This is a genomic window from Buttiauxella cochleicola (assembly GCF_021282405.1).
In the GTDB taxonomy this organism is placed as follows: Bacteria; Pseudomonadota; Gammaproteobacteria; order Enterobacterales; family Enterobacteriaceae; genus Buttiauxella; species Buttiauxella massiliensis.
The window spans coordinates 1-14,201 of record NZ_JAJSOU010000013.1; the positions used below are offsets into that span (position 1 = coordinate 1).

General features: G+C 48.6%; 12 protein-coding genes. 7 read left to right on the forward strand and 5 right to left on the reverse strand.

Going from position 1 to position 14,201, the window contains the following annotated elements; all coding sequences use genetic code 11:
• Positions 1-3,509: retention module-containing protein (locus LVQ79_RS16825; RefSeq protein WP_232865801.1), on the reverse strand; the 3,509-nt coding region annotated here is incomplete at its 3' end.
• A gap of 697 nt (positions 3,510-4,206) precedes the next feature.
• Between LVQ79_RS16825 and brnQ the strand changes: the two genes are divergently transcribed.
• A complete protein-coding gene (gene brnQ / locus LVQ79_RS16830) occupies positions 4,207-5,376 on the forward strand; it encodes a branched-chain amino acid transport system II carrier protein (RefSeq protein WP_232865802.1) in 1,170 nt (389 codons plus the stop codon).
• A 180-nt stretch (positions 5,377-5,556) separates the two neighbouring features.
• Here the strand turns inward: brnQ and arsH are convergent, their stop codons facing one another.
• Complete coding sequence (arsH, locus tag LVQ79_RS16835; protein ID WP_232865803.1) at positions 5,557-6,261, reverse strand: arsenical resistance protein ArsH; 705 nt, start codon at positions 6,259-6,261, stop codon at positions 5,557-5,559.
• Between the two features lie 86 nt (positions 6,262-6,347).
• Here arsH and LVQ79_RS16840 point away from each other — a divergent pair, with 86 nt between their 5' ends.
• From LVQ79_RS16840 to arsC, 3 genes are all read left to right on the forward strand, one after another.
• On the forward strand, positions 6,348-6,668 hold the full coding sequence (locus LVQ79_RS16840; protein ID WP_232865804.1) for a metalloregulator ArsR/SmtB family transcription factor: 321 nt from the start codon (positions 6,348-6,350) through the stop codon (positions 6,666-6,668).
• A gap of 46 nt (positions 6,669-6,714) precedes the next feature.
• Entirely contained in the window at positions 6,715-8,004 is a 1,290-nt protein-coding gene (locus LVQ79_RS16845; RefSeq protein WP_232865805.1) for an arsenic transporter, read from the forward strand.
• Positions 8,005-8,066: 62 nt separating this feature from the next.
• Positions 8,067-8,495: a glutaredoxin-dependent arsenate reductase gene (gene arsC, locus LVQ79_RS16850; RefSeq protein ID WP_232865806.1), complete on the forward strand. Its 429-nt coding sequence runs from the start codon at positions 8,067-8,069 to the stop codon at positions 8,493-8,495.
• A gap of 87 nt (positions 8,496-8,582) precedes the next feature.
• Here arsC and LVQ79_RS16855 read toward each other — a convergent pair whose 3' ends face one another.
• The gene (locus LVQ79_RS16855) at positions 8,583-8,945 is read right to left on the reverse strand and encodes a VOC family protein (protein WP_232865807.1); all 363 of its coding nucleotides are present in this window, start codon (positions 8,943-8,945) and stop codon (positions 8,583-8,585) included.
• 118 nt (positions 8,946-9,063) lie between these two features.
• A complete protein-coding gene (locus LVQ79_RS16860; RefSeq protein WP_232865808.1) occupies positions 9,064-9,534 on the reverse strand; it encodes a GNAT family N-acetyltransferase in 471 nt (156 codons plus the stop codon).
• Positions 9,535-9,740: 206 nt separating this feature from the next.
• Between LVQ79_RS16860 and LVQ79_RS16865 the strand changes: the two genes are divergently transcribed.
• Both LVQ79_RS16865 and LVQ79_RS16870 read left to right on the forward strand, forming a co-directional pair.
• Complete coding sequence (locus LVQ79_RS16865; RefSeq protein WP_232865809.1) at positions 9,741-11,354, forward strand: ABC-F family ATP-binding cassette domain-containing protein; 1,614 nt, start codon at positions 9,741-9,743, stop codon at positions 11,352-11,354.
• A gap of 138 nt (positions 11,355-11,492) precedes the next feature.
• The gene (locus tag LVQ79_RS16870; RefSeq protein ID WP_232865810.1) at positions 11,493-12,194 is read left to right on the forward strand and encodes a GNAT family N-acetyltransferase; all 702 of its coding nucleotides are present in this window, start codon (positions 11,493-11,495) and stop codon (positions 12,192-12,194) included.
• A 61-nt stretch (positions 12,195-12,255) separates the two neighbouring features.
• Here LVQ79_RS16870 and LVQ79_RS16875 read toward each other — a convergent pair whose 3' ends face one another.
• The gene (locus LVQ79_RS16875; protein WP_232865811.1) at positions 12,256-13,149 is read right to left on the reverse strand and encodes a LysR substrate-binding domain-containing protein; all 894 of its coding nucleotides are present in this window, start codon (positions 13,147-13,149) and stop codon (positions 12,256-12,258) included.
• Positions 13,150-13,319: 170 nt separating this feature from the next.
• Between LVQ79_RS16875 and LVQ79_RS16880 the strand changes: the two genes are divergently transcribed.
• Positions 13,320-14,162 (forward strand): MBL fold metallo-hydrolase, encoded by an 843-nt coding sequence (locus LVQ79_RS16880; RefSeq protein WP_232865898.1) that lies wholly within the window; start codon positions 13,320-13,322, stop codon positions 14,160-14,162.
• The last annotated feature ends 39 nt before the right edge of the window (positions 14,163-14,201 follow it).

The window sequence follows — 14,201 nt, forward strand, 5'->3', positions numbered from 1 at the left end:
CCGTTGACGCTGACCACCACATGGTCGCCCGCTTTCGCATCGCCACCCACATCGCCGCTGATAAAGGTCGGCATATGGGATTCATGGGCGTTCACTGTGTTATCGCCCGCCACCGGCGCAATGGTCAGGGTGTCACTGGCTTCGGTGTCCACCACCACGTTCTGGGTGGCGGTGGCAATCGCTTCGTTGCCGGCTGCATCAAAGCTGGTGACGGTCACCTTCACATCATTGCTGCCTTCGTGCAGCGCGCCGTCCGGCAGCGGCACTTCGTAATGCAGTTTGCCGTCTGATCCCACCGCCACAATACCGTCGTAGTTCTGCCCGTTGACGCTGACCACCACATGGTCGCCCGCTTTCGCATCGCCACCCACATCGCCGCTGATAAAGGTCGGCATATGGGATTCATGCGCGTTCACTGTGTTATCGCCCGCCACCGGGGCAATGGTCAGGGTGTCACTGGCTTCGGTGTCCACCACCACGTTCTGGGTGGCGGTGGCAATCGCTTCGTTGCCCGCCGCATCAAAACTGGTGACGGTCACTTTGACATCGTTGCTGCCTTCGTGCAGCGCGCCATCCGGCAGCGGCACTTCGTAATGCAGCTTGCCGTCTGAGCCCACCACCACAATACCGTCGTAGTCATGACCGTTGACGCTGACCACCACATGATCGCCCGCTTTCGCATCGCCACCCACATCGCCGCTGATAAAGGTCGGCATATGGGACTCATGGGCGTTCACTGTGTTATCGCCCGCCACCGGGGCAATGGTCAGGGTGTCACTGGCTTCGGTGTCCACCACCACGTTCTGGGTCGCGGTGGCAATCGCTTCGTTGCCCGCCGCATCAAAACTGGTGACGGTCACCTTCACATCGTTGCTGCCTTCGTGCAGCGCGCCGTCCGGCAGCGGCACTTCGTAATGCAGCTTGCCGTCAGAACCCTTCACCACCACGCCGTCGTAGTTCTGCCCGTTGACGCTGACCACCACATGGTCGCCCGCTTTCGCATCGCCACCCACATCGCCGCTGATAAAGGTCGGCATATGGGACTCATGCGCGTTCACTGTGTTATCGCCCGCCACCGGGGCAATGGTCAGGGTGTCACTGGCTTCGGTGTCCACCACCACGTTCTGGGTCGCGGTGGCAATCGCTTCGTTGCCGGCTGCATCAAAGCTGGTGACGGTCACCTTCACATCGTTGCTGCCTTCGTGCAGCGCGCCATCCGGCAGCGGCACTTCGTAATGCAGCTTGCCGTCAGAACCCTTCACCACCACGCCGTCGTAGTTCTGCCCGTTGACGCTGACCACCACATGGTCGCCCGCTTTCGCATCGCCACCCACATCGCCGCTGATAAAGGTCGGCATATGGGATTCATGCGCGTTCACCGTGTTATCGCCCGCGACGGTATGAATGGTCACATTATTATTTGCCTGGGTATCGACGATGACATTCTGATTAGCGGTGGCAATCGCGATGTTACCGGCATCATCGACACCAGTAACCGTCACTTTCACATCATTGCTACCTTCGTGCAGCGCACCGTCCGGCAGTGGGACTTCGTAATGCAGTTTGCCGTCAGGCCCTTTCACCACCACACCGTCGTAGTCATGACCGTTGACGCTGACCACCACATGGTCCCCCGCCTGCGCATCACCTGTGACATCACCACTGATAAAGGTCGGCATATGGGACTCGTGCGCGTTCACCGTGTTATCGCCCGCGACGGTATGAATGGTCACATTATTATTTGCCTGAGTATCGACGATGACATTCTGATTAGCGGTGGCAATCGCGATGTTACCGGCATCATCGACACCAGTAACCGTCACTTTCACATCGTTGTTGCCTTCGTGCAGCGCGCCGTCCGGCAGTGGGACTTCGTAATGCAGTTTGCCGTCAGCCCCTTTCACCACCACACCGTCGTAGTCATGACCGTTGACGCTGACCACCACATGGTCCCCCGCCTGCGCATCACCGGAAACCTCTCCACTGATAAAGGTCGGCATATGGGATTCATTGGTATTTACCGTGTTATCACCGGCTACGGTGTCTATGGTGATGGTATTGTGTGCGAGAGTATCGAGAGTAACGGTTTTGTCTTCGGTGGCGATCGCTTCGTTGCCGGCCGCATCAAAACTGGTGACCGTTACCTTCACATCATTGGCACCTTCGTTAAAGACATTGGTCGGCACCGGCACTTCGTAATGCAGCTTGCCGTGAGGCCCTTTCACCACCACACCGTCGTAGTCATGACCGTTGACGCTGACCACCACATGGTCGCCCGCTTTCGCATCGCCGCCCACATCACCGTTGATGAAAGTCGGCAGATGAGATTCGTTGGCGTTAATGGTGTTGTCGCCAGCTACCGTGCCAATGGTTACTGAGTTATGAATATCGAGATCAATATCGACATGATGATCGCTTGATGCCTGGGTAGTATTGCCCGCCGCATCTGTCGACGTCACTGTGGCATGGATATTGGGGTCTGCCAGCAACCCTTGTGTTGAGACATCAATCTGATAACCCAACTTACCATTACCAAGATCAACAACCACGCCGTCATATTCCTGGCCATCGACCATTAAGACCACTTTATCACCCACCGCAGCATCGCCGGAGACTGTGCCGTGAACAGAAGTCAAATTCTGATGGGACTCATTGATATTGATGGTGTTGTCAGATGTTACGTTATCAATGGTGATATGGTCTTGCGGGCCAACGGTATCAATGACAGCGTCGGCCGTGCTTGTTGCGGTGCGGCCTGCAACATCAGTTGCCGTGGCTAAAACAGAAATGTTGCCATCTGCCAGTCCACTTAAGTCAGGTTGTGTGGTCCAGTGGCCATCAATGACCGGAACATCAATCGTAATTGTATTATTTTGGCTATCTGTAAAAGTCAGAATGACGTGATCTTCATTGCTTGTCCCACTGACGTGAGCGTGGTCGATTTCATTTTTGTTAACATAACCATCGTTACCAGCAAAATCGTCGATGTGAACAAGGGGAGGAAGAACAGGAGAGGAACTTGAATCGTTGCCAGTCGTCAGCCCACTTTGAGGGAGGTTAATTTCTGGTGTTGGAACGCCTAACCCCAAGGTGTTGAAACCAGCAGAAGGATCAACCACTTTTCCCGTTAAATCTAATTGAACGAGGGTATGTCCGCCACCACCACCTTCAAGATGTACCGGTGTTTCATTACCCGCAGCGGTCGCTTCTAATGCTTTTGTCGGGTCAACGCCATCGGTAATGGCTTTTTGCAAAGACGCGACATCCTGAGTGTCATGTTCGGCGGTATTAACTGCATTCACGCCATGTTCTGTCCAGTGGCTATTACGCCCCAGATCCATCGTCTTACCATTCGGCAGGGAGACACTAACCGCGCCACTGTCACCAGTAACAATCTCCTCACCACTAAATATTCTGTCACCTTCTATCAAGAGGCGCTGTGAGCCGTCTGCTTCAACTACATAAACCAGGCCAATTACCGCTTTAATCACACCAAGTAAATTGCTCACGAGCTACTCCTCTTGAATATTGTTGTTATTTTTATAAAAGCTACAATTAATTAAAAACCCTACAACACAATTCTTTCATTTGAATGTGCCAACAGAATACAAAATGCCCATTAATGGATATTTATAAGTATGAGCTTCTAAAGATGTAGAAAAAATACAATTTGTTGAATTTCACTATTGTAGCTTTGAAGGAGTCGTAGACATAATTGAAAGATGATGGGAAGTGAAACGGCGCATTGCAGAGTATTAAATTTCATTTCAAATTAAATCTACGCTTATGCTAGTAATATAAACATGTAGTTATGTGTAAATTAATATGAAAAATCTTGTTACGGAGTGGGTTTTAACAAGGTGTAAGTTAGTTTTTGTTAAAGTGAGTAATAGTTGGAATGAGCCCTGCAACTGAAACACCCCAGATGAACCCTCTCTTTCTTCAATAACTTCCCCGTAGATCCCGTTGTTACCAAATTGTATTAATTAAAAAGATAACCCGCCATTTTCCCAATGCTAGTCGCCAAAAACATAATCAGTTAAAAATTCCAAAAAGATTCCTGAAAGGGTTGGTTTTTAATCAACCAGCAGAATAAGAAAAAAAATAATGGTTAATTTAAATATTTAATTTTACCAAATGAGCAATAGAATTTATTTAATACTCAAAATGACGCATTAAACACAATTTAATATTGGTATTAACAACATGACGCAAAAAATAACATTATCTTTTTCTAAAACTCTGGCGCTTGGTGGGATGACTCTCGCACTCTTTCTTGGAGCCGGGAATATTATTTTCCCACCACTGGTTGGTATGCAAGCTGGGAGTAATACGTTTACAGCTGGATTTGGTTTTATCATCACCGCAGTATTATTCCCCGCGCTGGCCATCATATCGCTGGCCATCAATGGTGGTGATATTAATGAGTTAACTCGGCCATTAGGTAAACGAGTAAGTTTCATTTTTATGAGTGTCTGCTTTCTAACTCTTGGTGTTCTGTTTGGGACTCCAAGAACAGCAACAATCAGCTACGAACTTATTGCTCACGGAGCAAAGGAGTCCTGGGGTCAGAAACTTCTATTTTCAGTGGCATTCTTTGGCCTTGCCGGCGCAACACTGGCCAAGCCGGGGAAACTACTAGAGATAGTAGGATTTGTTCTTTCGCCTTTGAAGATCAGCGCATTAATTTTCATTGGAATTTGCGCATGGATTCATCCAATTGGTGCCATTACTGTTGCAGAAAATGCCTATGAGGTACATCCATTCAACATGGGTTTTATAAACGGCTATCAGACCCTGGACGTTATTAGTGCCCTCTGCTTTGGCGCGATTATTACGCATACCTTGCAACAACGCGGCATTGCCCATAAAGCCGGAATTTTTAAATACTCCACAACTGCCGCCGTTATTGCCGCAGTGGGGCTGATTCTGATTTATGTCTGCTACCTTTCAATGGGTGCTCACAGCCCAGTATTACATGCCACTAATGGGCTGCAGATCATCAGTATATTTGTGGAAACCCTATTTGGTGCTTATGGACGTATCCTTCTGGCGGCGATAATTACCCTTGCCTGTCTGGTCACGGCAATCGGCCTGATAACCGGTACTGCCCAATATTTCAACCAAAATACTGGAGTATCTTATGGATTGCTGGTCGTCATTTCGCTGATTGCTTCTGCTGGTATTTCCGTGCTTGGCCTAAATTCGCTGACTGCTTTTGCTGTGCCAGTACTTTGCGCCATTTATCCAGCAGCATTAACCGTTGTGGCCCTCGGGATCATTCGCAAATGGATTGATATTCCGAGTAATTTATATGGAATCATTTTTTACAGCTCACTCTTGATAGGGATTATGAGTCTGTTTGTCCACAGCTAAGTAATATCCAACTATTAATATTTTGGACGCTGGCCGATAAACAGAGTCCGTTATAATGAGATTTAAGGATCTGCAGTCTCAACAAGACTACAGATCCTTTTCACTATATTCATTCCGGTGTTCATCAAACTTCCTTCCGAATTTAATTGCCTACTGAGAGGTTTAGGTGTTTGAAGATGCTCATATTTTTTCCTGATTAACCCGATTGGACAGCTCCTGATGGCTTTCTTTCCTTTCGCTATAGCGGTCGGCCAGATACTCAGTATGCCCTTTCAGGATTAACGTTATTTTGAACAGTTCTTCCGCGACATCCACAATCCGGTCATACCAGGCTGAGGGTTTCATACGTCCTTCATCATCAAATTCTTGCCACGCCTTCGGTACTGATGACTGATTTGGAATGGTGAACATTCGCATCCAACGTCCAAGTATTCGCATCTGATTTACCGTATTGAATGACTGCGAGCCACCGCTAACCTGCATTACGGCCAGTGTTTTCCCTTGTGACGGACGAACAGCGCCTTCGCTCAGTGGTATCCAGTCAATCTGAGCCTTCATCACTGAACTCATGGCTCCGTGTCTTTCCGGAGAACTCCAAACCATTCCATCACACCACCTGACCAGTTCTCGCAATTCGAGCACTTTCGGATGGGTTTCCGGTGCGTCATCAGGTAAAGGCAGGCCGGAAGGGTTAAAGATTTTCACCTCGGCCCCCATTTCGCTAAGTAAACGCCCTGCTTCTTCGGCTGCAAACCGGCTGTACGATCGCTGCCGAACTGAGCCGTAGAGGATCAAAATACGCGGCATCAATTGGGTATCGTTTTGCAGTTTGCTGGCAATCTCATCATCAAAACATTCCCGTTCGATTGCTGATAAATGCGTCATGAAATTTCTCCATCTTAAACACTAAGCTTTAAAAGAAAACATATATGATTTATCATATGTATCATAAATTCATAGCGAGGTTCAACATGCTACAGCCTGTTCAGCTTTTTAAACTGCTTGCCGATGAAACCCGTTCAACCATCGTGATGCTACTCCGGGAGTCCGGTGAGTTATGTGTCTGCGACATCTGTGCAGTGACAGCAGAATCCCAACCAAAAATATCGCGTCATATGGCGCTATTACGAGAAGCAGAGCTGGTCACCGATCGCCGGGAAGGAAAATGGGTGCATTATCGCCTGTCACCACATATGCCGGCCTGGGCTGCGACCATTATTGAATCCGCCTGGAATAGTGAGCGAGAGAACATCCAGAAAAAGCTCAGTGCAGCTTCATTATCCTCATGTTGATAACGATGAAACACATTTACTTATTCAAATATGTTTGGAGTTTGTAATGTTAGTGGCTAGTGCGATTTTTTTGCTCACTCTTGTTTTGGTCATCTGGCAACCCAGAGGTCTTGGGATTGGCTGGAGCGCCATACTAGGCGCTGGTCTGGCATTACTAACAGGTGTCGTTCACCCTGGGGATATCCCGATAGTCTGGCAAATAGTCTGGAATGCGACTGCCACCTTTATCGCGGTGATAATCATCAGCCTACTGCTGGATGAGTCTGGCTTCTTTGAATGGGCCGCATTACATGTTGCACGCTGGGGCAATGGCCGTGGCCGACTGCTTTTTACCTGGATTGTTTTGCTGGGTGCAATGGTGGCGGCACTGTTTGCCAATGATGGTGCCGCACTTATTCTGACTCCGATTGTCATTGCGATGCTGCTGGCGCTGGGTTTCAGCCGGGGGGCTACGTTAGCTTTTGTCATGGCTGCAGGGTTTATCGCTGATACGGCCAGTCTGCCGCTGATTGTCTCGAACCTGGTGAATATCGTTTCGGCCGATTTCTTTAACCTTGGTTTCACGCAATACGCAGCCGTGATGGTGCCGGTTAACCTTGTCGCCATTGCGACAACGCTGGTTATGTTGCACCTGTTTTTCCGTAAGGACATCCCCGCCGTTTACGACGTTGCTCTGTTAAAAGAGCCAAAAGAAGCAATCCGTGATCCCAGTACTTTTAAAGCCGGTTGGCTGGTCCTTCTTTTGCTATTAGTGGGGTTCTTTGGCCTGGAACCACTCGGCGTACCAGTCAGTCTGGTGGCCGCCGTTGGGGCACTGATTCTGCTTGCTGTGGCAAAGATCGGTCATACCATTAATACCGGAAAAGTGCTGCGCGGTGCGCCCTGGCAGATTGTGATTTTCTCGCTGGGTATGTACCTGGTGGTCTATGGTTTGCGCAATGCGGGACTGACTCACTACCTTTCCGCCCTACTCAATCAACTTGCAGAGCAAGGATTGTGGGTGTCGACATTAGGAACAGGGTTCCTGGCAGCCTTCTTGTCATCAGTTATGAACAATATGCCGACTGTTCTGATCGGAGCCCTATCAATTGATGGCAGCGTTGCTTCGGGTGTTATCAAAGAAGCAATGATTTACGCCAATGTTATAGGTAGCGATTTGGGGCCAAAAATCACCCCTATTGGCAGTCTGGCGACATTGTTATGGCTGCATGTTTTGTCGCAGAAAAATATAACGATTACCTGGGGATATTACTTCCGATTAGGCATAGTCATGACTATTCCTGTGTTGCTCGTCACGCTTGCGGCATTAGCCCTGCGGTTGTCAGTAGCCCTATAACTATTGTTTAAATTACAGGCCTGGAAGAGATATTTTATGGGCCTCAACGAGAGATCAACACGATGAGCAATGTAACTATTTATCATAATCCCGTTTGTGGAACGTCCCGTAACACATTGGAATTAATTCGCAACAGTGGCACTGAACCCACAGTTATTCTGTATCTGGAAACGCCGCCAGCCCTTGATGAACTGAAAAAGTTAATCGCCGATATGGGGATCACGGTCCGTGCGTTATTACGTAAGAATGTCGAACCTTACGAACAATTAGGGTTGGCAAGCGACTCCTTCAGTGACGACCAGTTGATTGATTTCATGTTGCAGCACCCAATCCTGATTAACCGGCCAATTGTTGTCACCCCTCTGGGTACCCGGCTATGTCGGCCTTCAGAAATAGTTCTGGATATATTGACTGATGGGCAACGTGGCGCATTCACCAAAGAAGATGGTGAGCAGGTTGTTGATGTAAAAGGTAAGAAGATCGATAAATAGAGGACAATCAACGAACTATTAGCCGCTGCAGGTTTTAATTATTGCAGCGGCTATTTGCTGTATTTATGCAGGAATAGAATCCTCGATTCACCATGCTTCTGGTTCGCGAAGCATATGTACAATATTACAGGGGCTCATTACCCATCCTCCTTTAAATCCCTCTGGCAAAGGCTCGACAGCATCACATCTGACAACTCCACACTTTTCGATATGTGTTTCAGCTGACTTAAAATCGGGTGTGAACATTTCAAGCCAGACCTCAGCCTGGCTCAGACCTGGGGCTTCATCAATCCACAAACGGTTCGGGCCAAATACAAACCCGGTAGCGGGTGATTTATCTGTGATTTCCTTGAGCCCGATGGCATTACGATAAAAATCAAGCGTCTGTTGGTATTGGTGTGATGGCACTTTAATCGCGATATCAATACCGCCCTTAATGTCTGCATTCATAAAATTTTCTCCTGACTTAACGTTGCAAAAAGCAGAACAGTACAAGACAGATTTTGAGGAAAAGACGAGCCATTGCGCTCATCTGTCAGGATAGTCGAGAGGGAGAAAATTGGATGGGCTACAGCTCAATGGACATGTCCATGCAGCGCAGGTCTGCCTGGGCAAGAGCAGAAGAATGGAGGTTTTCACGTAGTAGAATAAAGCCATGTTTTTCATAGAAAGATTGCGCGTTAGGCGTCGAGGACAATGTTAATTGTTTAAAGCCACGTTTACGCCCTTCATCTTTAATCGCTTGCAGAATAAGCCCGGCAAACCCTTTGCCGATATAATCGGGCGAGGTAAAAATAGCCTCAACACTCCCCTCAGAAAGATCGAGATAACCTGTGGCAACAGGTCGTTTGTCTTGCCCATCAACGACGAAAAATGGATTGGCCGCGATAACCACTCTGTAATTTTCAGGCATTGCTTCAGGTGTCCATGCTGCAATTACCGCAGCACTGTAGCTATTCTGGCATCCATGGCGTATAGCTTGATTTCTGATGTTCCAGCACTCTTCTGCCTCTGCAGGCGTTGCCAATCTAACTTTCATCACTTCACTCCCCATTTGCGCGAATTTACCTGAATCACGTTCTTCACCCGAACCTTTACTTTTTTCATACCCTATTTAAAATGTCTATAATCATTTCTTCTTTATAGGTATTCGTCCAATGCGCCATTGATGCTGCCGTCTGTCTGACGGCCAATTTACTAGTCCCGACTTATCGGGCCAGTTTCTGGCATCTATGGAGTAGTTACATGACGAATTCATTCATTACGCTTGAAAGCGTATCTTTTGTCTTACCTGACGGCACAACGCTGTTCTCACAACTCAATGAATCTTTCGACTCACGTCATACCGGCCTCGTTGGGCGAAACGGTGTGGGTAAAAGCGTTCTCTCGCAAATTCTGGCCGGGATAATCCCTCCTTCATCGGGCAGATGTAACTGTTCCGGCGTTGCGTATTATCTGGCTCAGCAAACCCACTATCAGGCAGAAATGACCGTTGCAGAACTCGCAGGGATTCAATCCATTATTGGCGCACTTGAGCGCATCGAAATGGGTAGTGTCTCAATGGCAGATTTTGAATTGGTCGGCCAGCAGTGGGATATACGCCAGCGTTTGGACATTGAGTTAGAGCGGTGTGAACTGGGGCATCTTGCGCCATCAACACCTGTCAGCCAGTTGAGTGGCGGCGAAGCCATGCGCGTGTCACTCATAGGGGCCTTGCTTTCACAGGCCGATTTTTTGATTCTCGATGAACCCAGTAACCACCTTGATAGAGCAAACCGTCTTGCATTGATTGCTCAGTTACAACGCTGGCCTGCCGGGCTATTGGTGGTAAGCCATGACCGAGAATTGTTGGAATCGATGCAGCGGATTGTTGAGCTTTCATCCATCGGCTTGAACAATTATGGCGGCAATTACTCGTTTTACGCCCAGCAAAAAACGCAAGAAACACAAAGCGCACTTCAGCTGCTGGAACAGAGAAAACGTGAACGCCAGCGCGAACAGAAGAACCTTCAGGATCAGAAAGAACGTTTAGAGAAACGGCAATCGCGTGGTCATCGCCAGGGGCGAGAAGCTAATCAGGCTAAAATTTTGCTGGGTGGACAAAAGCAACGCAGTGAATCGTCGGCCGGTAAATTAAACCAACTCCATCTCGCCGCTCAGGAATTACTTGATCAACGCGTGCATGAAGCGGCAACGCGCGTTGAAGATAATGCTGAAATCGTTGTGCATTCGCTTGCTGTGAACTCTCCTTCACGGCGTCTGGTTGCAGAGCTAAATCAGATACAACTGCCTTTCGTGACAGCTTTTTCTTCACCATTGAACCTGTCGATATACGCTCAGCAACGCATCGGTATCGTTGGATGTAACGGCTGCGGAAAATCGACACTTTTAAACGTACTATCTGGCAAACTTCAGCCATTAAGCGGTGCTTTCCGTATCCCACATGGGCATACCTTACTTAATCAACATCTCGACAACCTTGATCCGCAACGTTCAGTTCTGGAGCAGATACGTGAAGCCAACCGCAATGCCAGTGAAGCTGATTTGCGCATGCGGCTTGCGCAGTTGGGCCTGGATGCTCACAAAATCCAAATTGCCAGCGGATGCCTGAGTGGTGGTGAGCGCCTGAAAGCTGCGCTGGCGTGTGTGTTGTACGCTGATCCCGTGCCACAACTATTGCTGCTCGATGAACCCAGCAACCATCTGGATTTGCCTTCTATTCAGGCACTGGAGACAATGCTGCGGACTTATCAGGGGGCATTGGTGGTGGTTTCGCACGATGAGACGTTCTTGAAAAACCTGAATTTAACTGAACGCTTATCTATCACCGAGGGTAGCTGGCAACTTGAGGCGTGTTAACGCTTTAGGGGAAGTAAACGGTTATCAGCATGATATCCAGCTTGTGATGCTTGAGTTGATCATCATGTTTTTAATAGGCTCTTTGTCGTTACCACAATGGCTATCGCGCAATTTTGCAAAGCAGAAGGTGAATGATCGTTGAATACGAATAAATATGGTCAGCCTGTTGGTTTCCCGCTTTCCGACTGGCAACCTGCACCCTTTCCGGCCCGAGCCCAGCTCTGTGGCCATTACTGTTATCTTTTACCTCTTGAAACCAGCCATTGCGGTGATCTTCTTGAAGCGTTCTCACAGGCGCCTGATGATAGAGACTGGACCTGGCTTGGTGCTGAGCAGCCTACCTGCTTACAGCAAATGCAGCTTTGGGTTGAGAATAAAATTAACGATTCCGGGCTGGTTGCATGGGCCGTGGCGGAAATAAACAGTAGTCTTCCGGTTGGTGTCGTCTGCTTTAGCAATATTGATGTTGTTAACGGTGCGATCGAAATAGGACATGTCACTTGGTCACCCAGGATGCAACGAACCGCCATGGGCACAGAAGCCATATTTTTGTTGCTGAAAAATGCATTTTCTCTGGGCTATCGGCGCGTGGCATGGCGTTGTGACTCGCTCAACCTGGCTTCCAGAAATGCGGCAGACAGACTGGGATTCACATTTGAAGGACGCTTCCGTCAGGCCATGACACGCAAACAACGCAACCGTGACACGGACTGGTTATCTATTATCGATATTGAATGGCCAACAGTAGAAAGCGCACTTTCAGGCTGGCTTTCACCGGGCAATTTCAGTGCTCGCGGAGAGCAAAAGCGAAAACTTGCGAGTTTTCGAAGTAACCCATAACGTTTTCAATACTGATGCAATATGGTCGCTGGTGCGGCCATATTTGCTCCCACGTATTACGTTATTGCCCGCTATCAGTGATTTCAGCCCTAAACCATTGCTCGAAAGCCTGTAGTGCAGTGTCATTTATTCCAGTCTCTACTGGTTTCACCAGGCAAAAGTTTTTACTCAGCACTTCAGATTTGGGCCAGGGCGCTGCAAGTGCCCCACTGCTGAGATCTTTTTCAACATACATCCACGGTACTAATGCCACGCCATCTCCTGCCAGCGCCGCTGCGATTGCCATTTCGTGAAGGTCATATCTGACCCCTTGTGCCGGATTATCGAGGACAATTCCACTTTCACAAGCGTAGCTATACCAAGCCTCTGGATTTTGTCTGCGATGAATTCGCGGTAGCTCGTTTAACAGGCTGGAAAGATCTGTATCTGTAAGCAGCTCTGGATGACATACCGGAACCAGATTCTCCTTAAACAGGAAATCCATGCGCATACCCGCCCACGCGGGGTGATCGAAATGCACTGCCGCATCAAAGCCACTACCGGTAAGAATAAATGGATCGATTCTGGCCGCTATATTCAGTGTGATGTCTGGATGCTGCTTTCTGAAACCGCTCAAGCGAGGAATGAGCCAGCGGCTGGCAAAGGTCGGCAGCGCAGCTAACTCCAGACTTCTGTTTCCTTCCGGCATTCCCGTTATGTATTGAGTATCTCGGTCCAGGCGCTCAAGCGTTTCACCCACGTGACGCGCATAGCGCGCCCCGACAGGATTGAGCTTCACGCGACTTCCCGTTCGGTCAAATAGCTTACATTTCAGTAGCGATTCGAGGCGTGCAATTTGACGGCTGATGGCACCTTCCGTCAGCGAGAGTTCTTCTGCCGCACGGGCAAAATTACCGTGTCTTGCTGCGGCTTCAAAAGCCAGCAACGAAGCGCTACTGGGGATATTTCTACGCATAACCGCTGCCTTTTTAGTTGAGGGTGGGTTTTATCGTCAGTGACAAAATGTCACTGAATCATGAAATAATATCGATTCAGAAGCGATAATACAGCGTGTAGCATGACGAAATGTCAGTTGAAGGATTATTCCTTCTCCACAATTTGTCATGCTCTCAAGAGGAACTGTTCATGAGCTACCCGTCCTTTGCATCTCATCAAATCGGTGATTACCGGGTTACCGTCCTGAGTGACGGCAATATGTCTGCAAGCCTTGAATTATTGTGCGGTATTGATATTGCTGAGGCTGGTGAAATACAGCGTAATGCCGGGATTTCTGAACCAGGCAATATTCACATCAACTGTTATCTTATCCGTGGCGCTGGGCGAACCATTTTGGTTGATGCGGGTACAGGTGGTCTGAATAATGCTGGAGGGAAGCTCAAGGAAAACCTTTATGCTGCCGGCAGTAGCCCAGAAGAAATCGATACCCTTCTTTTAACGCACGGTCATCCTGATCACATTGGCGGCCTGCTCGACATTGAGGGGCGCCCCGTTTTTAAGAATGCGACACTCCATCTTAATGCTCTGGAAGCAAAATACTGGCGCAATGATACCTGGCAAAAACAAGCAAGTGAGCGTGGTCAACGCAATTTTGCGCTGGTGCGCCGAACGCTGGATGTCTATGAAAAGAGTGTCAGATTTTTGGATGGGAATGAGATTGCTAAAGGTATTCATCCGGTCTGGCTTCCGGGGCACACGCCAGGTCACACCGGGTTTCGCATTGAGTCGGATAATAAAAACCTGGTGATATGGGGAGATATTGTCCATTTCCCGCATATTCAATCAGCGCAACCGGCTGTTTCTATTGCGTTTGACTGCGACCCGGTACAAGCGGAAGCGACCAGGAAAAAAATTCTGGAACAAGCAGCCCGAGAAAAATGGCTCATCGCAGGCATGCACTTTGCCAGACCAGGATTTGCTCACGTTATTCCTGAAAATGATGGGTATCGTATCGCATATTTTGAAGCCTAACAGGCTGCTAAAGAGCAAAGGATTGCTCGGAATCAATGC

What these genes read in the sequence shown, in the direction of transcription:
- brnQ (WP_232865802.1), top strand. Translation starts at nt 4,207, where the DNA reads ATGACGCAAAAAATAACATTATCTTTTTCTAAAACTCTGGCGCTTGGT.
- arsH (WP_232865803.1), bottom strand. Translation starts at nt 6,261, where the DNA reads ATGACGCATTTATCAGCAATCGAACGGGAATGTTTTGATGATGAGATT.
- LVQ79_RS16840 (WP_232865804.1), top strand. Translation starts at nt 6,348, where the DNA reads ATGCTACAGCCTGTTCAGCTTTTTAAACTGCTTGCCGATGAAACCCGT.
- LVQ79_RS16845 (WP_232865805.1), top strand. Translation starts at nt 6,715, where the DNA reads ATGTTAGTGGCTAGTGCGATTTTTTTGCTCACTCTTGTTTTGGTCATC.
- arsC (WP_232865806.1), top strand. Translation starts at nt 8,067, where the DNA reads ATGAGCAATGTAACTATTTATCATAATCCCGTTTGTGGAACGTCCCGT.
- LVQ79_RS16855 (WP_232865807.1), bottom strand. Translation starts at nt 8,945, where the DNA reads ATGAATGCAGACATTAAGGGCGGTATTGATATCGCGATTAAAGTGCCA.
- LVQ79_RS16860 (WP_232865808.1), bottom strand. Translation starts at nt 9,534, where the DNA reads ATGAAAGTTAGATTGGCAACGCCTGCAGAGGCAGAAGAGTGCTGGAAC.
- LVQ79_RS16865 (WP_232865809.1), top strand. Translation starts at nt 9,741, where the DNA reads ATGACGAATTCATTCATTACGCTTGAAAGCGTATCTTTTGTCTTACCT.
- LVQ79_RS16875 (WP_232865811.1), bottom strand. Translation starts at nt 13,149, where the DNA reads ATGCGTAGAAATATCCCCAGTAGCGCTTCGTTGCTGGCTTTTGAAGCC.
- LVQ79_RS16880 (WP_232865898.1), top strand. Translation starts at nt 13,320, where the DNA reads ATGAGCTACCCGTCCTTTGCATCTCATCAAATCGGTGATTACCGGGTT.